A 23,429-nucleotide genomic window follows, 5' to 3' on the forward strand; every position below is an offset into this window, starting at 1 on the left:
TGACATCCTGTAGAGAATGGCGCGTATGAATATGAAAGTGTCCAGCTCGCATTTCACTGCTCAGTCTCAGCCGCCGGAGAATGTAGAAAAGAATATAAAGACATCGCTGGTCAAAGACGTGGGCGAGCGCAAAGTGAGCCTTGAGCGATTCAGCGATGGCCGGGTGGAAGTGGTTTCGTCACCGCCGCCGCTTACGCATCTGGTATTGAGTGGGGGTGGGGCCAAGGGCATTGCTTTCCCGGGCATGGCCCAGGCACTTGAAAACCACAAGGCACTGGCGGGCGTCAAAGTGATCTCCGCGTCCTCCGTGGGCGCGATTTCTGCTGTGTTGCTGGCCAGTGGCATGGATGCCAGGACCTTTGAAAACCTGTCGAACAGACTCAACCTGCCTGAATTGCTGAACAGCAAGAATTCTTTTATGGCAAAGCTACAGAATGCCAGTACTGAAATTGGAAAACTGGCAGGGCGCTTGCCAGGTACGGCGGGAAATATCGCGCAGTTATTGTTCACCCTGATACCGCGCCTGCAAACCGAAGCGCAGGCCCTGAAAGACCTGATCGGCAATGAGGCGCGCAAGTCGCTGCTGGCGAAGGTCGCCGGGACCCGGCGGGTAGACCGGCCCGCTGGCGTCATGAAGATTGCAGACCGGCTCAGTGCCGGGAAAGGACCGACGTTTCGCGACATTGAGGTGTTGAGTCGTCACATTTCTGCGGTCAAGCAGCTCAACATCACGGGAACCGGTCTGTTCGATGGCCGACCGCAGTTGGTGGTGTTCAATGCGAGCACCACACCGGACATGGACATTGCCCAGGTGGCTCTTATATCTGGCTCATTACCTGGGTTGTTCAAAAGCCCGATAGAGCGGGGCCATGCCTTTCAGGAGCACGCTGAGCAAACGGCATTTCTGGATGGTGGACTGCTGGTCAACACGCCGTCTTCTGCGGTGATTGATCCGCCTTTTCCAGAAAGCCCTCTGAGCAAGAGCGAGTCACTGGTCGTCAGGTTCGAGTCCGAAAACCCGGAGCCTGCCAAGGCAGGCAGCGTTGTGAGCGGCTTGCTCGATAGGATCATTGGTGTCCCGCATGCGGCTGCCTGGGGGTATCAGGAAGACAAGCTCAAGGCACAAGCGGATCAGACCGTCGTATTACCGCTGAAATCAGAAAAGGGCGACTTCCGTGGCGTGTTCGGTGGCACGGTCAATTTCACCATGACCGACGATCAGAAGAAGCATCTGCAAACGTCGGCGCGTACGGCGGTAAGCGCGCACCTGGAAAAGCGTGCGGCGTTGCGTGAGCGTTACCAATTCCAGTCATTGGACGACGCGGTGTTGGCCATGGACGACAAAATGCTGGCGAGCGTTGAGAGTTATCTGGAGAAGGATCCCGCCGCCAAGGATGTGCTGATGTTTCGCAAGAGCGCACAGCAAGCAATGCAGGAACTGGAGGCCGCCATTACCGAAGCCAATCAGGACAGTGACAAGCTGACGGTGACTCCCAGGTTGGCGGCTGCGTTGCGTAACCTGGATGCGCTGGCACGTCGTCCCGAGCGTGTCGAGTGGTTGGGACGGCGTCTCAACGCAGCCGGAAGGCCTAATTTTCAGCAGCTTCTGCAAGTGATGAACAGACAGCCTCCTGGCAACGAAGTGGCGATGTCGAAGGTCATGACGAACGCGGTTGTGCAGATGAACAGGCGTGATCTGGCGGTAAAGGCCGAAAATTTCACGCGGGAAGTCATTTACCCGTCGCTCTATCGGCCTGGCCAGCCGCAGGCCAATATCGAATTGCTGCGGCGTGCCGCCCGTGACTTGGCGGATGCCACGACGCCACAGGCGTTCAACAACGTGCGCGACGGCATCGTCAAATACTACAAGGCGCGTAGTAAACCCTGGAGTACCCCGATCCGCTCTACCACTGTAGAAGCCGCCATAGCCTGGCGCATACCAGTTAAATCGTCAGGCCACTGAACAGCCATCGTCGGGCCGTGTCGTAGCTACAGGTACCCCTCGGACTCTGGTAAATCATGGCCACCCAAACAGACGGCAAGACCCCCAACCTGTCGCAGGAAGAGCAGCAGGACGTGGACAAGAACCAGCCGCCTCGCGCGGCGGTGCTGCACGAAATCATCCGCACCCAGGGCGACCAGGAGCTCGAGCGCAGCGTCGCCGCCCTATGGTGGTCGGCGCTGGCTGCCGGCCTGACCATGGGTCTGTCGCTGATGGCCATGGGGCTGCTCAACTCGCGTCTGCCGGAGGGCGAAGCCTTCAAGGTGATCGCCAGCTTCGGTTACTGCGCGGGCTTCCTGGCGGTGATCCTCGCGCGCCAACAGTTGTTCACCGAAAACACCCTGACGGCCGTGCTGCCGGTGATGAGCAAGCCCACCCTGGGCAACGCCGGGCGCCTGCTGCGGTTATGGTCGGTGGTGCTGGTGGGTAACCTGTGCGGCACCTTGCTAGTGGCGTACGTGATGCTGCACCTGCCGATCTTCGATACCAGGACCGACATGGCCTTCCTTGAGATCGGGCGCAAGATCATGGAGAACGACCCCGGCCAGATGTTCGCCAAGGGCATCGTTTCCGGCTGGATGATCGCCACCATGGTATGGATGATCCCGTCCATGGAGAGCGCCAAGATGTGGATCATTATCTTGATCACCTACCTCATGGCATTAGGCGACTTCACTCATATCGTTGTCGGCTCGGCGGAGGTGTCGTACCTGGTGTTTGCCGGCGAGTTGCCGTGGAGTGACTTCTGGCTGGTGTTTGCCGGGCCGACCCTGGCGGGCAATATCATTGGCGGCAGCTTTATCTTTGCGTTGATCAGTCATGCGCAGATTCGCAGCGAAAGCAGCCTGCCGGGCAAAAAAGCTGCGGACCCGAGGCATCCGCAGCGGATCAACAAGGATCAGTGAGTGTCAGGCGCGGCCTGGGGCTCGTCCCGGGTTACGCGCTTGACCAGCTTGCCGATGCTCAAGCCCTGCAACAGGATCGACGACAGCACCACGATGTAGGTGATGCTCAGCAGCAAATCGCGCTCCGGGCCCAGTGGCAAGGCCAATGCCAGCGCCACTGAAACCCCACCGCGCAAACCACCCCAGGTCAGGATGCGGATGGTCCCGCGTGGCACCGTGCGCCAGCGGCGCAGCAACAGAATGGCCGGAGCGACCGTCAGCAGGCGCGACAGCAGGATCGCCACGGCCAGCAGGCTGGCGGCGAACACGTGCAGCCAGTTGAACGGCAACAGCAACAGTTCCATGCCGATCAGTGCAAACAGCAGGGCGTTGAGCATGTCATCGAGCAGCTCCCAGAAGCCGTCGAGGTAGCGACGGGTCATGTCGTTCATTGCCAGCTTGCGCCCCAGGTTGCCGATGATCAGGCCGGCGACCACCATCGCGATCGGTGCCGAGACGTGCAGTTCGGTGGCCATTGCCGAGCCGCCGATGACCAGAGCCAGGGTCAGCATCACTTCGATCTGGTGCTGCTCGATACTCTTGATCATCAGGTAAACGAGGTAGCCGATCAGGCCACCGAACACCACGCCGCCGATGGCCTCATGGGCAAACAGCATGGCGGTAGCGCCCACGGTGGGCGTCTCGCCCAACTGTGCGATCCCCAGCAGTACGGTAAACACCACGACTGCCGTGCCGTCATTGAACAGCGACTCGCCGACGATGGTGGTTTTCAGGGGTTTGGAGGCATTGGCGGTACGCAGTACGCCCAGCACCGCAATCGGGTCGGTGGGGGAAATCAGTGCACCGAACAGCAGGCAGTAGAGGAAGCTCACATGCCAGCCAAACAAGGCAAAGATGTAATACGCCAGGCTGCCGATCACTACGGTGGCGATCAGCACGCCGAAGGTCGCCAGCAGGCCGATGGGCCAGCGGTAGCTGCGCAGGTCGTTCAGGTTGACGTGCAAGGCGCCGGCGAACAGCAGGAACGAGAGCATCCAGTTCATCAACAAATCGCCGAAGTCGATCTGGCCGATCAGTTGCTGGATGCGTTCCTCAAGACCGGGGTAGCCGAGAAAACTCAAGCCTTGCAGGATCAGTGAAAACACCAGCGCCGTGACCATCACGCCGATGGTGGGTGGCAGGCCGATAAAGCGAAAGTTCACGTAGGTGAGCAGGGTGGTGAGGCAAATGAAGGCGGCGACAAGTTCAAGCATCCGGGGTCCTTGGAAGGTGGGGAGAGAGCGTTGATGGGGGATGGACCGCAACAGCGGCACGATGTTGCAGGAGTGGGGGCAAATCACCGATAGAACCTTTCCGGACGTGGCGGTTCATAGCGGTGTGTGCGGTTTTACAGGTTTAGTGCTAAAACTCTAATTTCTGTTTAAAACTTAAAACAAAATTAAAAAAGGAATCAGTGATGACGGTGGCCTTCTGGTGTGTGTTGATCGCAATTTTCCTGCCTTATCTGTGTACAGGCGTGGCCAAGTTCAGTGGTGGTAAGTTCGGGCCACGGCAGAACCACGACCCCCGGGCGTTCCTGGACACCCTCGAAGGGTTTGCCAAGCGTGCGCATAGTGCGCAGCTCAACAGCTTTGAAGTCACGCCAGCGTTTGCGGCTGCAGTGATCATCGCGCACCTGGCCGGTACGGCCGAATTGGTGACCATCAATGTGCTGGCTGTGCTGTTTATCACCAGCCGCCTGCTGTACATCATCTGTTACCTGGCGGACTGGGCGATGCTGCGTTCGCTGGTGTGGTTTGTGGGGATGGCGTTGATTGCGAGTTTCTTCTTTGTCTCGATCTGACGGTTGAAGCCGATTCCTTGGGTGTGGGCTTGTTGTGGTAAGCGCGCTTGCCACAACAAGCCTGCCCACTGGCAAGCCCGCTCACCCCAATGAACCAAGTTGGACAGACCGCTTTCACGTCCCGCTAGGTGCATCCGGTACATGCGGCAGTGCTGCGCCCTTGGGCCACAGCATCCAGATCTGCCCCTGCTGTTTCATGTTGCCCGCCAATTCTCCCGCTGCGTCGCCGGTGCCCCAGAACAGGTCCGCGCGCACTTCGCCCGTGATCGCACCGCCGGTGTCCTGGGCGGCGACGGGCCTTGTGATAGGTGAACCGTCCGGTTTGGAAGTCGATAGCCACAGCAGGCTGCCCAGTGGAATCACCTTGCGATCCACCGCCACACTGTAGCCTGCGGTCAACGGCACGTTCAGCGAACCGCGCGGGCCTTCGTTACTGTCGGGGCGGGCGCTGAAGAAGACGTAGCTGGGGTTGCTCGCCAGCAGTTCCGGGATGCGCTGCGGGTTGGCCTTGGCCCAGGCGCTGATGGCGCCCATGGTCACATCTTCTTTCTTCAACTGCCCTTGCTCCACCAACCAGCGGCCGATGGGGCGATAGGGGTAGCCATTCTGGTCACCATAACCGACGCGCAGTTGGCGCCCTCCGGCCAGTTGGATCCGGCCTGAGCCCTGGATTTGCAGGAATTGCAGGTCCATCGGGTCAGTCAGCCAGGCAATCGGTTTGGCCGTGGAGCCTTGGCCATTGATGGCGCTGGCGTCGTCGTAGGGCTTGAGTACGCGACCTTCCAGGCGACCGCGCAGGCGTTTGCCCTTGAGTTCGGGGTAGATGCTTTCCAGGTTAACGATGATCAGGTCGTCCGGTACGCCATACACCGGCACATTGGCTTTGGCGGTTTTGGTCAGGCTGCCGGGGTAGACCGGCTCGTAGTAACCCGTGATCAAGCCGTTCGGGGTGTTGTCGGCCGAACGCAGGCCGAACACATCCAGGCGCTCCTTGAGAAACCCGCGTACGGCCACGGCATTGCCGGGCACCGTAGCGGCGGCTGCGCAGGTCGCGCCCCAGATCGGGTCGGCCTTGAGGCGTTGGCAGGCGCTGCGCCAGGATTCGAAACCGGCCAGCAAATCGTTGTCGGATACTGCGGGTAGCGCTTCCCACGGCGCGCTGACATAGGTCGCGACGGCGTGAGGCTTGGAAGTTTCATCTTTGGCAGCTTCTTTACCCGCATCGCAGCCGGCCAGCAGCACGATTATCGGCAGAGCCCACGCCAGGCGGCGGCTCCAGGGTTTCGACATGACATACATACAAACACTTCCTGAAGCGATTGCCCGCGCTGTAACACCTTCGGGCAACCCTTATTATTAATAGGGCTATTGGTCTTTGTGGGTGGGGCGAGGATACTGGCCGCCGTTTCCCGTGACCTCGAAGCCACCATGACTTTTAAACGACTGACTGTTGTACTGCTGGCCTGCCTGGCCCTGTCCTCCTGCGGCGGTGTCGATCCGAATTCGCCGCTGGGCCAGCGCAAGGCAATCTTCAAACAGATGCTCAAGACCGGCGAAGACCTGGGCGGCATGTTGCGCGGGCGCATTCCGTTCGACGGCGCCAAGTTTGCCGAGGGTGCGGTCAAGCTCGACGCCTTGTCCCATGAGCCTTGGAAACATTTCCCAAGCGTGCGCGAAGAAGATAACACCAGCGCCAAGGACGATGTCTGGCAGAAACAGGCGCAATTCCAGCAACTGGCCCGCAACCTTGAAGCGGCCACCGGCGAATTGGTGACCGCCAGCCAGGTGCAGCCCTACAAGGCCAGTAACCTGGGGCCGGCCGTGCAGAAAGTCGAAGATGCCTGCAGCGCCTGCCATAAACAGTTCCGGGACCACTGACCGGTTTTACTGGTCGAGTTCTTCCACCGCGTCCTGCAGTTCCTTGCGGGACTCGGCGAGCTTGTCCTTGCGCTTGTTGATCTTGTCCGCGTCGCCTTTTTTCATGGCCTTGTCGAGGTCGGCCTGACGGCGGCTGACTTCGTGCTTGGCGTCGAGTACCTTGTTTTCACGCTCCTTCTTCAGGGACGCGTCGGTGCAGTTGGCGGTGACTTCACTCAGGGCTTTTTCCAGGCCGGCTTGTTGCGCGCTGTTGCCGTGGGCCTTGGCTTGTTCGATCTGGGTGCTGATGGCTTGGCGTTTGGCGGCGCAGCCGGTGAGGGGAGCGGCTTGTTCAGCGGCCAGCAACGGTGTGGTCATGAAGCTTGCGACGGTCAGCAAGGCAAAAGGGATTAGAAATTTCATGTGGGGCTCCAAAGTCGCAATCTGATGGCGAGGGGCAGCGGGGTTCAAAACCCGTCTATCCCCGCCATGCGTAATGTTTCAGCCAAGGCCTGTACATGCGGGTCGCGAAAAAAAGCGCTTAATTGCGCTGCGCGGCCCGGGCCGATGCCATCAATGTTCAGCCAGGCCTGGGTGTCTCTGGCGACCAGCGTTTGCCAGTCGCCCTCCAGGTTGTTACGTGCCGCAGGCGGTACACCCAGGGCCTTGAGCCATTGTGCAAAGGGCCGCTGCCGAGCGCTGTGAAGGCTTTCGAGTAGGCGTTCGCGGCTGCGATCACCGAAGCCATCAATGTTAGCAAGCTCTGCCGCGTCCAGGGTTAACCAATCGAGAAAGCCTGCGATTAGACCGGCCTGGATCAATACGTTCCAGGTTTCACGACCTACGTGTGGCAACGCGAGGCCCTGGTTGCCGCTGAGCCAGGTAAGGCGTGCCAGTAATTGTTCCTCGCAATCGGGGTCCAGTTGCCAGCAGCTCAGCGCATGGAATTTGGCAGGGTTGGGCACTGGCAGGTCCACCCTGGTGGTACTGCGCAAAATGACCGCGTCCAACCGAGGAATAACCTGGCCCGCCAGGCTGACCGCGACCTGGTCGCCAGGTCGGATATCCAACGCTTGCCAGCGTACCAATGAGCCGACACTTACCCGGCTGATTTTCCGGTCGTCCAAGCGTACCGGCTCCAGTTCCAGCATGGGGGTGATGCGTCCGGTGCGTCCGACCTTGAACTCAACGTTGCGCACCAGTGCCAACGCCTTGGCCGCTGGGTACTTCCAGGCGACTGCCCAATACGGCGCATTAACCTGCCAGCGTTCGGCGGGTGCGCGCTGCGCCTGGTGCAGCACCACGCCATCGCTGGCGAACGGCAATGGATGGTTGTACCAATAGGTGCGCCAATGCGAGGCATCGGTGATGTTTCGAATGGGATGGCTGTAGCGTTGGCTATCGGTGAAGCCCCAGCGTGCCAGTGTGGCGAGGCGTTCGGTAAATGTCGCCGGCCCTTTCGGCCAAGCCCAGACGAACAGGCCAATGCATGCGGCGTCGCTGTCGCTCAATTGCTTGCGGTTCATCAACCCGGCTACCTTGCTGCGGGCATTGAGCCCACCATTTGCCGACTGCACATGGTCGCCGAGGTGCCAATAGAGTTCGCCTTGTAATACGAGATCAATGGGCTCGGGCAACTGCTGGACTATGCCGGGGATTTTGCGCGCTGAGGCAGACCAGTCGTGACCCCTTGCTCCATCGCCGCGGCTGATGACTTGGCTCAGGCGCCCCTTGCGATACACCAGGGTCACCGCCACACCGTCCACCTTCGGTTGAATCCAGACATCCTCGCGGTTGACCAGCCAGGCAGCGACTGCCTGTTCATCCAGCAGTTTCTCCAGGCCGGTATGGGCAACGGGATGCGGCCGGGTACCGCGTGCGCTCGCCAGTGGGTTGTCGGGCGTCAAAGGGGTGTCGGGGAAACACTGGCGCCAGTGGGCCAGTCGCTGGCGGGCCTGGTCGTAGAGCTCATCGCTCACAGGGGATTGGCCGAGCCGGTGGTAGCTGTCATCCCACTGGCGGAGTTGTTCGGCCAGGGTGCTGACCTGTGCCCGAGCATCGTCGGGGCAATCTTCGGCCCACAGGCTGAACGATAAAATACTGAGTAAAAGGGCTATCGGTAGGCGCATCATGAGCATCCTTGCTCGAAAAGGGTGCCCAGCCTAATGGAACCCTGCGGCCACAAAAAAGCCCCGACAGCGCGGGGCTTTTTACCGGGTGTTTCTGTTTACTTGAACAGGCCGCCCAGGGCTTTCACCGCGTCAGGTTTATCAGCCTTGGCTTCCTGTGTTTGTTGCTTGGCATCGGCTTTGGCCTGCGCTTCGGAAAGTTTGTCACAGCCTTTGTTGATCTGGTCTTGAGCGGCTTTGAAGGCCTTCACTTTCAAGGTGTCCTTCTGGGCTTCGGCTGCATCGATCCTGGTTTGCAGGTCTGCGGCTTGCTTCTGGCAGTCGCCGGAATTGCCGCCACCGAGCTGCGAGCTCAGGGCACCGCTCAGTGCGCTCAGGTCGGCGGCGTGGACCGGCAGGGCGAACAGGCTGAGCAGAAGGGCGGCAGGGGCGAGCGTGGAGATGCGCATGAAAAACCTCAATGTTCGATTGCCTGCGCGCTTGGAACTCCCGGGCTGGCGCAGGGCAATATCCAAATAAGGTGAGAGGCCCGAGAGGGCGCGGATTCTAGAGGGCCATCATTGGGCCTGCAAGCTTTGGATCCAAAAAGTGTGAGGGGTGTCGCGCAAAGTGCGATGCAATAAAAAGCCCCGCCAGGCGAACCTGGCGGGGCTTTTGTGCACCTTGAGCGTTTACAGGCCGGCGGCGGTGCGCAGGTCGTTGGCGCGGTCGGTTTTTTCCCAGGTGAAGGTGGTGAAGGTGTCGTCGCCGACAGTCTTCTGCGCAGGGGTACGGCCGAAGTGGCCGTACGCTGCGGTTTCCTGGTACATCGGGTGCAGCAGGTCGAGCATGGTGGTGATCGCGTAAGGGCGCAGGTCGAAGACCTCACGCACCAGCTTGACGATCTTATCGTCGCTGATCTTGCCGGTGCCGAAGGTATTCAGCGAGATCGACGTAGGCTGGGCCACGCCGATAGCGTAGGAAACCTGGATCTCGCAGCGCTCGGCCAGGCCGGCCGCGACGATATTCTTCGCCACGTAACGACCCGCGTAGGCTGCCGAGCGGTCAACCTTGGACGGGTCTTTACCCGAGAACGCGCCGCCGCCGTGACGGGCCATGCCGCCGTAGCTGTCGACGATGATCTTGCGACCGGTCAGGCCGCAGTCGCCTACCGGGCCACCGATGATGAACTGGCCTGTCGGGTTGATGTGGAACTGGGTGTCCTTGCTCAGCAGTTCGGCCGGCAGCACGTGCTTGACGATCAGCTCCATCACGCCTTCGCGCAGGTCGGCGTAGGACACGTCTGGGTTGTGCTGGGTCGACAGTACAACCGCGTCGATACCCACGACCTTGCCGCCTTCGTAACGGCAGGTCACCTGGGACTTGGCGTCAGGGCGCAGCCACGGCAGCAGGCCGGATTTGCGGGCTTCTGCCTGACGCTGCACAAGCTGGTGCGAGAAGGTGATCGGTGCTGGCATCAACACGTCGGTTTCGTTGCTGGCGTAGCCGAACATCAGGCCCTGGTCGCCGGCGCCCTGGTCTTCCGGCTTGGCGCGGTCTACACCCTGGTTGATGTCCGGGGACTGCTTGCCGATGATGTTCATCACGCCGCAGGTCGCACCGTCGAAGCCGACGTCGGAACTGTTGTAGCCGATGTCGGTGATCACATCACGAACCAGTTGCTCCAGGTCAACCCAGGCGGTGGTGGTCACTTCGCCAGCGATGATCGCTACACCGGTTTTCACCAGGGTCTCGCACGCCACACGGGCGAACTTGTCTTCAGCAATGATGGCGTCCAGCACCGCATCAGAAATCTGGTCGGCGATTTTGTCCGGATGCCCTTCAGACACGGACTCGGAGGTGAAAAGGGAGTATTCGCTCATCTCGATGTTTTCCTGATATTTACCGATGGTGAGTGTCGCCAGCCGGCCGCTGAAAATGGCGGACCTGGATCTGGAAACCATTGCGTAAACCTACATAGAGGCTATCCCCGGGAACGAGTCCCGCAGCGGTGGCCCAACGGGCCAGATCATCCTGTTCAAAACCCAACCAGAGATCACCGCAGGCCTCCCTGGCCCAATTCTGGTTGTGGCTGCATAAATCCGTAACCAGCAGGCTACCGCCGGGGTGCAGCAGCCCGGCCATTTGCTTGAGGGCCTCGGCGGGGGCGGCGAAATGGTGCAAGACCATATTCAGCACCACGCAGTCGGCCTTGATTGTCGTGCTGCTCAGTGCGTCGGCCAGTTGCAGGCGGACATTGCCCAGCGACTCGCGCTCGCAGAGCTGGCGTGCCAGGTCGAGCATCGCCGGGCTGTTGTCCAGCGCCGTGACCTGGTGAAACCGCCGCGCCAGTTCCGGCAGGAAACCGCCATCGCCCGGTCCGACTTCCAGCGCTGTGGCCTCGTCGCTGAAGCTCAGCTTGTCCAGCAGCGCCAGTACGCTGTCGCGGTATTGAGCCAGGCCAGCGATCAGGTCCTGCTGGGCGCGAAACTTCTCTGCTACCCGCGCGAAAAAGTCCTGGCTGGCGGCGGCGCGCTGCCCGTGGACCTGGCCGATGCGCGATTGCACATCAAACGGCAGGCTCAGGTTGTCCACCTCTTCGAGCAGCGCGGTGTGCAGCTTGCCGCCCAGCAGTTCGGTGTGGGGCAGGGCGCGCCGATAGAAAATCGCATTGCCTTCACGGCGGGTCGCCACCAGCTCGGCCTGGGCCAATACCTTCAGGTGATGGCTCATGCCTGACTGACCGATGGCGAAGATCTGCGCCAGCTCCAGTACGCCAAAGGAGTCGTTGGCCAGTGCGCGCAACACGTTCAGACGCAACGGGTCGCCAGCGGCCTTGCACAAGGCTGCCAGTTCATCGCCGTCGTCGGGGCGCAGTGAGTGCATGGGTATATTCATATGGTCAGCAGTCTAGTGACGGGTGGGTATCCCTGCAAGGCCAATATCAAAAAGTTTTGATATTGGTCGATAAGTGGCGGTTATAAGCAGTCGCTATAACCTTTAGACGAAAAGCTTGAAGGGTTCTGCAAGGTATTGACGCCCAAAGCACAGGAAAAACCTCCTCAAGTGACTATCTGTCATTGCCCGCAGGCGGTGGCTGAGGGAAAATGCCGGTCCTTTTTTCCGTTTCTTTTATATTCAAACCTCAGGAGATCAGCGATGCCCAGCCGTCGTGAGCGTGCCAACGCCATTCGTGCCCTCAGCATGGATGCCGTGCAAAAAGCCAACAGCGGCCATCCCGGTGCCCCGATGGGCATGGCGGATATCGCCGAAGTACTTTGGCGTGACTACCTGAAACACAACCCGAGCAACCCGTCGTTCGCCGACCGTGACCGCTTCGTGCTGTCCAACGGCCATGGCTCGATGCTGATCTACTCGCTGCTGCACCTGACCGGCTACGACGTCACCATCGACGACCTCAAGAGCTTCCGCCAGCTGCACAGTCGCACCCCGGGCCACCCGGAATTCGGCTACACCCCAGGCGTCGAGACCACCACCGGTCCCCTGGGCCAAGGCCTGGCCAACGCCGTAGGCTTCGCGCTGGCTGAAAAAGTCCTGGGCGCGCAGTTCAACCGCCCTGGCCACGACATCGTCGACCACCACACCTACGTATTCCTGGGTGATGGCTGCATGATGGAAGGCATTTCCCACGAAGTCGCGTCCCTGGCCGGCACCCTGGGCCTGGGCAAGTTGATTGCCTTCTACGACGACAACGGCATCTCCATCGACGGCGAAGTCGAAGGCTGGTTCACCGACGACACCCCGAAGCGTTTCGAAGCCTATAACTGGCAGGTGATCCGCAATGTCGACGGTCACGATCCGGAAGAGATCAAGACCGCCATCGATACCGCCCGCAAGAGCGCGCAGCCGACCCTGATCTGCTGCAAGACCACCATTGGCTTCGGTTCGCCGAACAAGCAGGGTAAAGAAGACTGCCACGGCGCCCCACTGGGTGACGCGGAAATCGCCCTGACCCGTGAGGCCCTGAAGTGGAACCACGGCCCGTTCGAAATCCCGGCTGACATCTACGCTGAGTGGAACGCCAAGGAAAAAGGCCTGGCCACCGAAGCCGAGTGGGACCAGCGCTTCGCGGCCTACTCCGCCGAATTCCCTGAGCTGGCCAACGAGCTGGTGCGTCGCCTGGCCGGCGACCTGCCTGCCGACTTCTCGGAAAAAGCCTCGGCCTACATCGCCGAAGTCGCGGCCAAGGGCGAGACCATCGCCAGCCGCAAAGCCAGCCAGAACACCCTGAACGCCTTCGGTCCGTTGCTGCCAGAGATCCTCGGCGGTTCGGCTGACCTGGCCGGTTCCAACCTGACCCTGTGGAAAGGCTGCAAAGGTGTCTCGGCGGAAGACGCCAGCGGCAACTACATGTACTACGGCGTGCGTGAGTTCGGCATGAGCGCCATCATGAACGGCGTGTCCCTGCACGGCGGCCTGGTGCCTTACGGCGCGACCTTCCTGATGTTCATGGAATACGCCCGCAACGCCGTACGCATGGCTGCGCTGATGAAGAAACGCGTGATCCACGTGTACACCCATGACTCCATCGGCCTGGGCGAAGACGGCCCGACGCACCAGCCGGTCGAGCAACTGACCAGCCTGCGTACCACGCCGAACCTGGATTGCTGGCGCCCAGCCGACGCGGTGGAATCCGCCGTGGCCTGGAAGCACGCCATCGAGCGCAAGGACGGCCCATCGGCGCTGATCTTCTCGCGTCAGAACTTGCAGCACCAGGTGCGTACCGACGCGCAGATCGCCGACATCAGCCGTGGCGGCTACGTGCTCAAGGACTGCATCGGCGAGCCGGAACTGATCCTGATCTCCACCGGTTCCGAAGTGGGCCTGACCGTGCAGGCGTACGACAAGCTGACCGCCCAGGGCCGCAACGTGCGCGTGGTGTCGATGCCTTGCACCAGCGTGTTCGAAGCCCAGGACGCCGGCTACAAGCAGTCGGTATTGCCGTTGCAGGTCAGCGCGCGTATCGCCATCGAAGCGGCTCACGCCGACTACTGGTACAAGTACGTGGGCCTGGAAGGCCGCGTGATCGGCATGACCACCTACGGTGAGTCGGCGCCGGCGCCAGCGTTGTTCGAAGAGTTCGGCTTCACCCTGGAAAACATCCTGGGCCAGGCTGAAGAGCTGCTGGAAGACTAAGTCAGTCTGCGTTGTCTGTACTGGCGCCATCGCGGGCAAGCCCGCTCCTACATTTGGATCGCGGTCTAATGTGGGAGCGGGCTTGCCCGCGATAGCGATGGTGCTTTCAACACCGAACTCACCTTGATCGAGAACCCCATGCCTCAACCGCGTCCCTACAAAGTTGCACTCAACGGCTACGGCCGCATTGGTCGTTGCGTCTTGCGTGCTCTGTTCGAGCGAGGGACGACGGCCGGGTTTGAAATTGTTGCAATCAACGACCTGGCTGACATGGCCAGCATCGAATACCTGACACGCTTTGACTCCACCCACGGCCGCTTCCCCGGCGAAGTGCGGGTCGAGGGCGATTGTCTGCATATTAATGGCACTTGCGTGCAGGTCTTGCGCAGTGCCACCCCCGAAGCCATCGACTGGAAAGCACTGGGCGTCGACCTGGTGCTGGAATGTTCCGGTGTCTACCACACCCGTGCCGATGGTCAGCGTTTCCTCGACGCCGGCGCGCCGCGTGTGCTGTTTTCCCAGCCGATGGCCAGCGAGGCAGATGTCGACGCCACCATTGTCTACGGCATCAACCAGGATTGCCTGACCGGCGATGAGCGGCTGGTGTCCAACGCCTCCTGTACCACCAACTGCAGCGTGCCGCTGTTGCGCTTGCTGGATCAGGCGATCGGCCTGGACTATGTGTCGATCACCACGATTCACTCGGCGATGAACGATCAGCCGGTAATCGACGCCTATCACCACGAGGACCTACGCCGTACGCGCTCTGCGTTCCAGTCTGTGATTCCGGTGTCCACCGGCCTGGCCCGGGGCATCGAGCGACTGTTGCCGGAACTTGCCGGGCGAATCCAGGCCAAAGCCGTACGGGTGCCGACGGTGAACGTGTCCTGCCTGGACATCACCATGCAGACTGTCAGTGATACTGACGCGACGGAGGTCAACCGGATCCTGCGCGATGCCGCCACCAGCGGCCCGCTCAAAGGCTTGCTGGCCTACACCGAGTTGCCCCACGCCAGTTGTGATTTCAACCATGACCCGCATTCGGCGATTGTCGATGCCAGCCAGACCCGCGTTTCCGGCCCGAGGCTGGTGAACATCCTGGCCTGGTTCGACAACGAATGGGGTTTTGCCAACCGAATGCTGGATGTTGCGGAACATTATCTGCACATCGCCTCTAAACAACCTCATCAACAGTAATTCAGGAACTGCGACCCATGACCGTGTTGAAGATGACCGACCTCGATCTGCAAGGTAAGCGCGTACTGATCCGCGAAGACCTCAACGTCCCAGTCAAGGACGGTGTAGTCACCAGCGATGCGCGAATCCTGGCTTCGCTGCCGACCATCAAGCTGGCCCTGGAAAAAGGCGCGGCCGTGATGGTCTGCTCCCACCTGGGTCGCCCGACCGAAGGTGAGTTCTCCGCCGAAAACAGCCTCAAGCCTGTGGCCGACTACCTGAGCAAAGCCCTGGGCCGCGACGTGCCGCTGGTGGCTGACTACCTGGGTGGCGTGGACGTGAAGGCCGGCGACATCGTGCTGTTCGAAAACGTGCGCTTCAACAAGGGCGAGAAAAAGAACAGTGATGAACTGGCCCAGCAATATGCGGCACTGTGCGACGTGTTCGTGATGGACGCCTTCGGCACCGCCCACCGCGCCGAAGGTTCCACCCACGGCGTAGCCAAATACGCCAAGGTCGCTGCGGCTGGCCCACTGTTGGCCGCTGAACTGGACGCACTGGGCAAGGCCCTGGGCGCGCCGGCCCAACCTATGGCGGCCATCGTCGCTGGTTCCAAGGTGTCGACCAAGCTGGACGTGCTCAACAGCCTGAGCCAGATCTGCAACCAGCTGATCGTCGGCGGCGGCATTGCCAACACCTTCCTGGCGGCCGCCGGTCACCCGGTAGGCAAGTCCCTCTACGAGCCAGACCTGCTCGACACGGCCCGTGCCATCGCCGCCAAAGTCAGCGTTCCGCTGCCGGTGGACGTGGTAGTGGCCAAGGAATTCGCCGAAAGCGCCGAAGCCACCGTCAAGCTGATCGCTGACGTGGCCGCCGACGACATGATCCTGGATATCGGCCCGCAAACAGCGGCCAACTTCGCTCAATTGCTGAAAGCTTCGCAGACCATCCTGTGGAACGGCCCGGTTGGTGTGTTTGAATTCGACCAGTTCGGCAACGGCACCAAAGTGCTGGCCAACGCCATTGCCGAAAGCTCGGCCTTCTCCATCGCTGGTGGCGGCGACACGTTGGCGGCGATCGATAAATATGGCGTTGCTGAGCAGATCTCCTACATTTCTACCGGTGGCGGTGCGTTCCTCGAATTCGTCGAGGGCAAGGTACTGCCGGCCGTTGAAGTGCTGGAAACCCGAGCCAAAGGCTGAGGCTCGTGATCCGGAAAAGGAGTATTCCCATGATCAAATCGTTGGCATTGGTGATCGCAGCGGGCCTGTTGGCCGGCTGCGGCAGCACGCCGAACGCGAAGTCTGCGGCAGATGAACCTGCCTCCGGGCAGAAAAAGAGCTGCTACCAGGCCGACTGGCAAGCCGAAACCATGCCGGTGATCAACAAGCGCATCGGCAACGAACGGCTGGAGAAATACGACTCCGCGCCCAACGGTCAGGAACAGGGTTGCCCTTGACGGGTCTGATCAACTAACCGACAGCAGCGGCGGCCATGGTCGCCCTGTGAGGATTGGCAATGAAAGGCGTTTTCGCCCTGGCAGCCCTGGCCTTGTTGGCCGGCTGCAGCAGCATGAACATGTTCAACGGCAAGGCCGAAACGGCCGACAAGTGGACCACCTGGACCTGCGACAGCAAGGCCGAGGTCAACTGGCGCTTTGCCAACCCGGCTAAATCCGAGGTGGATGTACGCCTCGGCGGTTCCGACCAGGTCTACCGCCTCAAACAGGACGTTGCCGCCTCGGGCGTACTGTATGCCAACGACCAATTGGCGTTTCACACAAAAGGTGAGGAAGGCCTGGTTTACTGGGTCGCCACCGATGATTTGATCGGGCGCGGCTGCAAAGCGCAGTAAGACCACGATCTCAAGACAAATGAGGTCCAAATGTGGGAGGGGGCTTGCCCCCGATAGCAGTCTGTCAGTGATGAGTCATTTGACTGATCCACCGCGATCGGGGGCAAGCCCCCTCCCACATTAGATTCGGTTCCAAATTGGGTTCTGAGTCAGCAATAACGATTCAGCAAGTCAGGCATGCAAACCCTGACCTGCAATAACTTGAATAGCAGCCGCCGCTACGGCAGGCTTGCACGATTAACGACCCTCGACCGGGAGAGACAACACAATGGCACTTATCAGCATGCGTCAAATGCTGGACCACGCAGCCGAGTTCGGCTACGGCGTCCCAGCCTTTAACGTCAACAACCTTGAGCAGATGCGCGCCATCATGGAAGCCGCTGACAAGACCGACTCCCCCGTGATCGTCCAGGCTTCGGCCGGAGCCCGCAAATACGCCGGCGCGCCGTTCCTGCGTCACCTGATCCTCGCCGCAATCGAAGAATTCCCGCATATCCCGGTGTGCATGCACCAGGACCACGGTACCAGCCCTGACGTGTGCCAGCGCTCCATCCAACTGGGCTTCAGCTCGGTGATGATGGACGGCTCCCTCGGCGAAGATGGCAAGACCCCGACCGACTACGAATACAACGTGCGCGTCACCCAGCAAACCGTAGCCATGGCCCACGCCTGCGGCGTGTCTGTTGAAGGCGAACTGGGCTGCCTGGGTTCCCTGGAAACCGGCATGGCCGGCGAAGAAGACGGCATCGGTGCCGAAGGCGTGCTGGATCACAGCCAAATGCTGACCGATCCGGAAGAAGCCGCCGACTTCGTCAAGAAGACCCAAGTCGACGCCCTGGCCATCGCCATCGGCACCAGCCACGGCGCGTACAAGTTCACCAAGCCACCTACTGGCGACGTGCTGGCCATCGACCGCATCAAGGAAATCCACAAGCGCATCCCCAACACCCACCTGGTGATGCACGGTTCTTCCTCGGTGCCGCAAGAGTGGCTGGCGATCATCAACCAGTACGGCGGTGACATCAAAGAAACCTACGGCGTGCCGGTTGAAGAAATCGTCGAAGGCATCAAGTACGGCGTGCGCAAGGTCAACATCGATACCGACCTGCGTCTGGCGTCCACCGGTGCGATGCGTCGCCTGATGGCCACCAACCCGAGCGAGTTCGACCCACGTAAGTTCTTCGGTGCGACCGTGACCGCGATGCGTGATGTATGTATCGCTCGCTACGAGGCCTTCGGTACTGCCGGCAATGCTTCGAAGATCAAGCCGATCTCGTTGGAAGCGATGTATCAGCGGTATTTGAAAGGTGAGTTGAACGCTAAGGTGAACTAAGCCAATAGCGCCAAAAAAAACCCGCAGAAATGCGGGTTTCTTATAGGCGTGAAGTATTTTTCTAAGGACAGTGAACAGTTTTTCATCGTGAGTAACGCAATAGTTTTTCAGGTAATGGATAAGCCATCTTAGTAATTACTCTAGTTATACAACTGTAAATCTCAGGTTCTGTCCGATCTCCGTATATGTTTGAGATGCATTTTCAAGCTCCCAGTAAACATCATAGACTCCTGGGTTTGGAAGGTAGCAGGGTATTTCCTTCTCAAAATGTTCGCGTTTATTGTTGATGTAAATTTGTAGCAGCGCGGCAGTAAGAGTTATTTGCTCCAGAAACATCGTAGGAAGACCTGCGGACGGCACAGGGTAGCAATAATAAGTCAGCACATCGCCTATCCTGGTGTTGTTGCTCAAAAAGTGCGACAAGACGAGATACCTGAAGGGCCTGGTGACAACTGGCATGTTTTGGGGCGGCGTCGCAAAAGAACCAGGTGGGGTGGCATTGTATATTTTTGGTTGCGACCCGGCGCCAAACCCCGAGACGGCAGGTTGGTTAATGGTGGCTATCGTTGGCATGTGTTTAACTCCTGAATGGTTACATGAGTCGGACGCACATGATTTTATGAGATGTGCGCTAAGGTGCGCACTGCAAGAAATACTATTTTTTTATGCTGTTTTGCTATAGGGGTAAGACGATCGTCGAAGTTCGTTATATCCAAGTAATCATTCCCCCGCCGTAGCGGGGGATGATTGAAATAATCTTACTCGTGATCAATATCCAACTTGGCAAACGTCACCCGCGCCCCTTCCTTGCTGTCGCCACTGTTGTCCTGCACATACGCTCCCGCCTTGAAATACAACGGCTTGGCGCCCCACGCCGCGCCGATGCGTTCGTTCCACTCGCCGTCCGCCGCATACACACTGAGCAGCCCAGCCTTGTTGAGGTTGATCACATAGGTGAAGGTTTTTTCCAGCGGCACATTAGATGCCACGGTGATCACCCGGCCTTCATCTTCATCCGGGCGCATGCGCACCTTGGCGACGATGTTGCCGGTCTGGGTCTTCTCCTTGAATTGATACTCCAGCTTGATCAGTGGTTTCTGGCTGTCATAGGCGTGAATCTGCCCGATCACGATTTTGCCGGAGGACGGCACTTGATTGACGGCCAGAGTGGCACGCAGGAAGTTGTCCGCATCCGGATAGGTCCAGTTGCGCAGGCGGCCATCGGCGTAGGTCTCGCGCAATTCACTGCGCGGGTAAATGGCGTTTTCGGTACGGGTGCCGGTGACCGGGGTCCAGAATTGGACGTTGCTGCCTTCGGCCTGGAAATATTGGTCGTTGAAGCCGCTCATCAATCTGGGGGTTTCGATGGTCGCGGGTGGAGAGCCGACAGGGATGCTGAGGTTCCAGGTGGATAGGTCGATCATGGCGTAGGCCTTTTTACAGAGGGGTGTAGGCTATGGCCCTTGGGCCAGACAGGTTCTTTATAGGTGGTGTTAACCGTCTTGTTAAATCATTGCTGGCAACTTATTGGCGCCAAAGGAATGCCAAAAAGCCATGTTTCCCGTGGTTCGTGGCTTGTAGCGATTGACCGTTAGTCGGCTTCCTGAACTTTGGCGCAATGATGGCACTGAGGTTACTTCTGCTTTTTCTGAACCGGGGCTAGAGTGAGGCCTCAGTGTTTGTCCGGGTTTTCTGTCAGAAATGACCGGAGTAGTCCTAAGGAAGAGACGTAGCATGGAATGCGCTCCACACCACGGCGATGGTCATTCGGTTCTTCTTGTGGTCGATGACTACCCAGAGAACCTGCTCAGCATGCGAGCGCTGTTACAGCGTGAAGACTGGCATGTGGTGACCGCCGCGTCCGGTGTGGAAGCCCTCGAGAAGTTGCTCAAGCACGAAGTCGACCTGGTGCTGCTGGATGTGAAGATGCCCGGCATGGACGGCTTCGAGGTGGCGCGCCTGATGCGTGGCAGCCAGCGCACGCGCATGACCCCGATCATTTTCCTCACCGCCAATGCCCAGTCGCCCGCCGCAGTACTCGAAGGCTATGCCAGTGGCGCCATCGATTACCTGTTCAAACCGTTCGACCCGCATATCCTCAAACCCAAGGTCCAGGCGTTGCTGGAGCATCAGCGCAATCGCCGGGCCTTGCAGCGCCTGACTCATGAGCTGGAGTCCGCACGGGCGTTCAATGCCTCGGTGTTGGACAACGCCGCCGAAGGCATTCTGGTGGTGGGCGAGGGCAGTGTGATCGAGTATGCCAACCCGGCCATTTCGCGACTGCTGAACGCTACCATGGCCGAGTTGCGAGGCGAGAGTTTCCTGAGCTTCCTGCAAAAACCCCATGTGCCGGCCTGGCTGGGGTTCGAGATGTACCTCGCTTACCGCCAGGGCCAGACCTGGCGCTTGCACGATGCGATCCTGCGTACCAGCCGCGGCCAGCAGGTGCCGGTGGCGTTGTCGTGTGCGCCGCTGCCGGCCGAACAGAAGGCCATGGTGGTGACCGTGCTGGACATGTCCGAAGTGCGTCACCTGCATCAACAATTGGAGTTCCAGGCAGTCACCGACCCGCTGACCGGGCTGTTGAACCGGCGCGGGTTTTACCAGGCGGCCGAGAACATTTTGCTGCGCAGCGAGCGCAACGAGCAGTCTCTGGTGCTGCTGTACCTGGACCTTGATGGCTTCAAGCGGGTCAATGATTCTCTCGGCCATGACGCCGGCGACCGGGTGCTGCGCTGGGTGTCGGAGCAGTTGCAGGGTTGCCTGCGTTCCTACGACATTCTCGGGCGCATGGGCGGCGATGAGTTCACCGCGCTGCTGGAACTGGAGTTCCCCGAGCAGGCGGCGAAGATTGCGGAAAAACTGATCGAACGGGTGTCTATCTGCCAGCAGGTTGACGGTTTGGATGTGATGCTCGGTGTCAGTATCGGTATCGCCACGTTCCCGGATTGCGGTTCGGACGTTAACGGCCTGTTGCGCGCGGCGGACATCGCCATGTACGAAGCCAAGCGCGCAGGTCGTCAGCAATATCGCTATTACGACCAGGAAATGAACGGCCGCGCCCGTTCGCGCCTGATGCTGGAAGACGGCGTGCGCACGGCGATTCAAAACAAGGAGTTCACCCTGGTGTACCAGCCCCAGGTGGCGTTGGCGGACGGACGTGTGCGCGGCGTGGAAGCGCTACTGCGCTGGCAGCACCCCAGTGTCGGTGATGTGCCGCCCGGTCTGTTTTTGCCGTTGCTGGAAGAAGCCCGGCTGATCAGCCAACTCAGCACCTGGATTTACCAGCAGGTCGGCGGCCAGCTCCAGGCCTGGCACGCCGGCTTGGATGATGAACTGGTGTTGAGCGTGAGCCTGAGCAGCAGTCAGTTCAACATGCCCAACCTGGCGAGCCAACTGCAGCAGGTGCTTGAGCGACATGGGCTGCAGGGGCGGCAACTGGAAGTGGAAATCAGTGAAGACTGCCTGATGAGCAACCTTGAAGAGTCGATCAAGCAGCTCAAGTTGCTGCGCCAGATCGGCGTGCGCACCGCCCTGGATGACTTTGGCTTGGGCAACTGTTCCCTGGCGCATCTGCGCGACCTGGCCTTCGACACCCTCAAGCTCGACCCGCAATTGGTCGCTCGCCTGCCAGGCTCAGCGCGGGATGAGGTGATGGCGCGCAGCATTATCGAGCTGTGCGGGCATTTTGATGTAGTGGTGGTGGCTGAGGGGGTGGAAACCCAGGAGCAGGCCCAATGGCTGAAGGCCAATGGCTGCCCTTTCATTCAGGGGCCGATGGCGGCGCAGCCCTTGGTGGCTGAGGAAGTGGCACACTGGTGCCACGCTCGCCTGCGCTGAATTCGTTACACTGGCGCCTATCCGAATCTGTTGCAGACCCCATGACCGCGCTGAAATACCTCCAGGCCTATCCCGCCGCCCTTCAGGAACAAGTGCGCCAACTGATCGCCAAGGACCAGTTGGGTGCCTACCTGGAGCAACGTTACCCCGAACGCCACGCGGTGCAGAGCGACAAGGCCCTGTACGCCTACGCCCTGGCCTTGAAGCAGGAACATCTGCGCAATGCGCCGGCCATCGACAAGGTGCTGTTCGATAATCGCCTGGACCTGACTCATCGCGCCCTAGGCCTGCACACCACCATCTCGCGGGTACAGGGCGGCAATCTGAAATCGAAGAAAGAGATCCGCATTGCTGCGCTGTTCAAGGAGGCCGCGCCGCAGTTCCTGCGCATGATCGTGGTGCACGAACTGGCACACTTCAAGGAGTCGGACCACAACAAGGCGTTCTACAAACTCTGCGAGTACATGATGCCGGGCTACCATCAGGTGGAATTCGACCTGCGGGTGTACCTCACGTACCGCGACCTGCTGGGCAAACCCTGACCGCACAAGGCAACCGACCATGGATGTGAGCAAGACCAAGAGCAGCTTCTACCGCCGCCTGTACGTGGCCTACCTGATCGACAGCGGCCAGGCCAGCAGCGTCCCGGCCCTGACCGACGCCACCGGCATGCCCCGGCGTACGGCGCAGGACACCATTGCGGCGTTGGCCGACCTGGACATTGTGTGTGAGTTCGAGCAGGAAGACGGTGCCCGCAACCATGCCGGGCACTATCGGATTCGCAGCTGGGGCGCGATTGATCGGCGCTGGATCGAGGCGAACCTCGGCCAGATCAAGCAGGTGCTGGGTTATCCCTAGTCCTTTCGCATGCCGATGTGTGGAATATCATCCTCAAGGTACTCCTCACCTGCCACGACAAAACCATACCGCCCGTAGTACCCCTGCAAATGCGCCTGGGCTGACAGGAATATCGGTGTCTCGGGCCACGTATCGGCAATCTGCTTGAGCGTCTCTTCCATCATCCGATGGCCCAGCCCGGTGCCGCGCGCCACCGGCGCTACGATCACGCGGCCGATCACCACGTCGCCGCCCTGGGATTCCGGGTCCAGCAGGCGCAGGTACGCCACCAGTTGGTCGTCCTGCCACGCCATCAGGTGGTGGGTGTCGCCCGATAAATCCTGCCCATCGAGATCCTGGTACACACATTTCTGCTCGACAACAAACACCTCGTTGCGCAAGCGCAGGATCGCGTAAAGCTGCTCCTTGCCCAGGTCATCGTGGTGTTTGCACACCCATTCAACGGTCATGGCCAGTTCTCTTATCAATGTCTGTTGCGGATAGTAAGCGCAGCGGG

At 60.0% G+C, this 23,429-nt stretch carries 23 protein-coding genes; 13 read left to right on the forward strand and 10 right to left on the reverse strand.

Annotated elements, in window-relative coordinates; genetic code table 11:
• Window positions 1-31: 31 nt before the first annotated feature.
• Complete coding sequence (locus BM017_RS06475; RefSeq protein WP_092242403.1) at window positions 32-1,963, forward strand: patatin-like phospholipase family protein; 1,932 nt, start codon at window positions 32-34, stop codon at window positions 1,961-1,963.
• Window positions 1,964-2,019: 56 nt separating this feature from the next.
• Window positions 2,020-2,907, forward strand: a complete 888-nt coding sequence (locus tag BM017_RS06480; RefSeq protein WP_092242068.1) for a formate/nitrite transporter family protein — start codon at window positions 2,020-2,022, stop codon at window positions 2,905-2,907.
• Here the strand turns inward: BM017_RS06480 and BM017_RS06485 are convergent.
• On the reverse strand, window positions 2,901-4,160 hold the full coding sequence (locus BM017_RS06485; protein WP_092242070.1) for a cation:proton antiporter: 1,260 nt from the start codon (window positions 4,158-4,160) through the stop codon (window positions 2,901-2,903). The genes BM017_RS06480 and BM017_RS06485 overlap by 7 nt on opposite strands.
• Window positions 4,161-4,363: 203 nt before the next feature.
• Between BM017_RS06485 and BM017_RS06490 the strand changes: the two genes are divergently transcribed.
• A complete protein-coding gene (locus tag BM017_RS06490) occupies window positions 4,364-4,750 on the forward strand; it encodes an MAPEG family protein (RefSeq protein ID WP_010207167.1) in 387 nt (128 codons plus the stop codon).
• Window positions 4,751-4,864: 114 nt separating this feature from the next.
• Here BM017_RS06490 and BM017_RS06495 read toward each other — a convergent pair whose 3' ends face one another.
• Window positions 4,865-6,049 carry a murein transglycosylase A gene (locus BM017_RS06495; protein WP_092242073.1) on the reverse strand — a complete coding sequence of 395 codons (1,185 nt, stop codon included), beginning with the start codon at window positions 6,047-6,049 and terminating at the stop codon, window positions 4,865-4,867.
• A 129-nt stretch (window positions 6,050-6,178) separates the two neighbouring features.
• On the opposite strand from BM017_RS06495, the gene BM017_RS06500 reads away from it, so the two are divergent.
• Window positions 6,179-6,628, forward strand: coding sequence for a c-type cytochrome (locus BM017_RS06500; RefSeq protein WP_092242076.1), 450 nt, complete (start codon window positions 6,179-6,181; stop codon window positions 6,626-6,628).
• Between the two features lie 6 nt (window positions 6,629-6,634).
• Here the strand turns inward: BM017_RS06500 and BM017_RS06505 are convergent, their stop codons facing one another.
• From BM017_RS06505 to BM017_RS06525, 5 genes are all read right to left on the reverse strand, one after another.
• Window positions 6,635-7,030 (reverse strand): DUF1090 domain-containing protein, encoded by a 396-nt coding sequence (locus tag BM017_RS06505; RefSeq protein WP_092242082.1) that lies wholly within the window; start codon window positions 7,028-7,030, stop codon window positions 6,635-6,637.
• Window positions 7,031-7,074: 44 nt separating this feature from the next.
• Complete coding sequence (ligB, locus tag BM017_RS06510; protein ID WP_092242085.1) at window positions 7,075-8,739, reverse strand: NAD-dependent DNA ligase LigB; 1,665 nt, start codon at window positions 8,737-8,739, stop codon at window positions 7,075-7,077.
• A gap of 95 nt (window positions 8,740-8,834) precedes the next feature.
• Window positions 8,835-9,185 (reverse strand): DUF1090 family protein, encoded by a 351-nt coding sequence (locus BM017_RS06515; RefSeq protein ID WP_092242088.1) that lies wholly within the window; start codon window positions 9,183-9,185, stop codon window positions 8,835-8,837.
• Between the two features lie 222 nt (window positions 9,186-9,407).
• Window positions 9,408-10,598 carry a methionine adenosyltransferase gene (metK, locus tag BM017_RS06520; RefSeq protein WP_071490330.1) on the reverse strand — a complete coding sequence of 397 codons (1,191 nt, stop codon included), beginning with the start codon at window positions 10,596-10,598 and terminating at the stop codon, window positions 9,408-9,410.
• Between the two features lie 19 nt (window positions 10,599-10,617).
• Window positions 10,618-11,613 carry an ArsR/SmtB family transcription factor gene (locus BM017_RS06525; RefSeq protein ID WP_092242091.1) on the reverse strand — a complete coding sequence of 332 codons (996 nt, stop codon included), beginning with the start codon at window positions 11,611-11,613 and terminating at the stop codon, window positions 10,618-10,620.
• 261 nt (window positions 11,614-11,874) lie between these two features.
• On the opposite strand from BM017_RS06525, the gene tkt reads away from it, so the two are divergent.
• From tkt to fba, 6 genes are all read left to right on the forward strand, one after another.
• Window positions 11,875-13,872, forward strand: coding sequence for a transketolase (gene tkt, locus BM017_RS06530; protein ID WP_092242094.1), 1,998 nt, complete (start codon window positions 11,875-11,877; stop codon window positions 13,870-13,872).
• Between the two features lie 138 nt (window positions 13,873-14,010).
• Entirely contained in the window at window positions 14,011-15,069 is a 1,059-nt protein-coding gene (epd, locus tag BM017_RS06535) for an erythrose-4-phosphate dehydrogenase (protein WP_071490327.1), read from the forward strand.
• Window positions 15,070-15,086: 17 nt separating this feature from the next.
• Window positions 15,087-16,250, forward strand: coding sequence for a phosphoglycerate kinase (locus BM017_RS06540; protein WP_092242097.1), 1,164 nt, complete (start codon window positions 15,087-15,089; stop codon window positions 16,248-16,250).
• Window positions 16,251-16,279: 29 nt separating this feature from the next.
• On the forward strand, window positions 16,280-16,507 hold the full coding sequence (locus tag BM017_RS06545; protein ID WP_092242101.1) for a hypothetical protein: 228 nt from the start codon (window positions 16,280-16,282) through the stop codon (window positions 16,505-16,507).
• A 59-nt stretch (window positions 16,508-16,566) separates the two neighbouring features.
• Entirely contained in the window at window positions 16,567-16,902 is a 336-nt protein-coding gene (locus tag BM017_RS06550; protein ID WP_071490324.1) for an MliC family protein, read from the forward strand.
• A 268-nt stretch (window positions 16,903-17,170) separates the two neighbouring features.
• Entirely contained in the window at window positions 17,171-18,235 is a 1,065-nt protein-coding gene (gene fba, locus BM017_RS06555) for a class II fructose-bisphosphate aldolase (RefSeq protein WP_003177554.1), read from the forward strand.
• 144 nt (window positions 18,236-18,379) lie between these two features.
• Here fba and BM017_RS06560 read toward each other — a convergent pair whose 3' ends face one another.
• A complete protein-coding gene (locus tag BM017_RS06560) occupies window positions 18,380-18,808 on the reverse strand; it encodes a hypothetical protein (RefSeq protein WP_092242102.1) in 429 nt (142 codons plus the stop codon).
• A gap of 185 nt (window positions 18,809-18,993) precedes the next feature.
• Complete coding sequence (locus BM017_RS06565) at window positions 18,994-19,659, reverse strand: polysaccharide lyase family 7 protein (protein WP_071490323.1); 666 nt, start codon at window positions 19,657-19,659, stop codon at window positions 18,994-18,996.
• 310 nt (window positions 19,660-19,969) lie between these two features.
• Between BM017_RS06565 and BM017_RS06570 the strand changes: the two genes are divergently transcribed.
• Genes BM017_RS06570 through BM017_RS06580 form a run of 3 tightly spaced genes read left to right on the forward strand, consistent with a single transcriptional unit; the run spans window position 19,970 to window position 22,933 of the window.
• Window positions 19,970-22,075, forward strand: a complete 2,106-nt coding sequence (locus tag BM017_RS06570; protein WP_092242103.1) for a putative bifunctional diguanylate cyclase/phosphodiesterase — start codon at window positions 19,970-19,972, stop codon at window positions 22,073-22,075.
• Window positions 22,076-22,116: 41 nt separating this feature from the next.
• Window positions 22,117-22,617, forward strand: coding sequence for a M48 metallopeptidase family protein (locus tag BM017_RS06575; RefSeq protein ID WP_058426613.1), 501 nt, complete (start codon window positions 22,117-22,119; stop codon window positions 22,615-22,617).
• A 19-nt stretch (window positions 22,618-22,636) separates the two neighbouring features.
• Window positions 22,637-22,933, forward strand: coding sequence for a winged helix-turn-helix domain-containing protein (locus BM017_RS06580; RefSeq protein ID WP_033898013.1), 297 nt, complete (start codon window positions 22,637-22,639; stop codon window positions 22,931-22,933).
• Here the strand turns inward: BM017_RS06580 and BM017_RS06585 are convergent.
• Window positions 22,930-23,382: a GNAT family N-acetyltransferase gene (locus BM017_RS06585; protein WP_092242104.1), complete on the reverse strand. Its 453-nt coding sequence runs from the start codon at window positions 23,380-23,382 to the stop codon at window positions 22,930-22,932. The two genes, BM017_RS06580 and BM017_RS06585, sit on opposite strands and share 4 nt — an antisense overlap.
• Window positions 23,383-23,429 lie beyond the last annotated feature (47 nt).

The organism is Pseudomonas sp. NFPP04, assembly GCF_900113815.1.
GTDB lineage: Bacteria > Pseudomonadota > Gammaproteobacteria > Pseudomonadales > Pseudomonadaceae > Aquipseudomonas > Aquipseudomonas extremorientalis.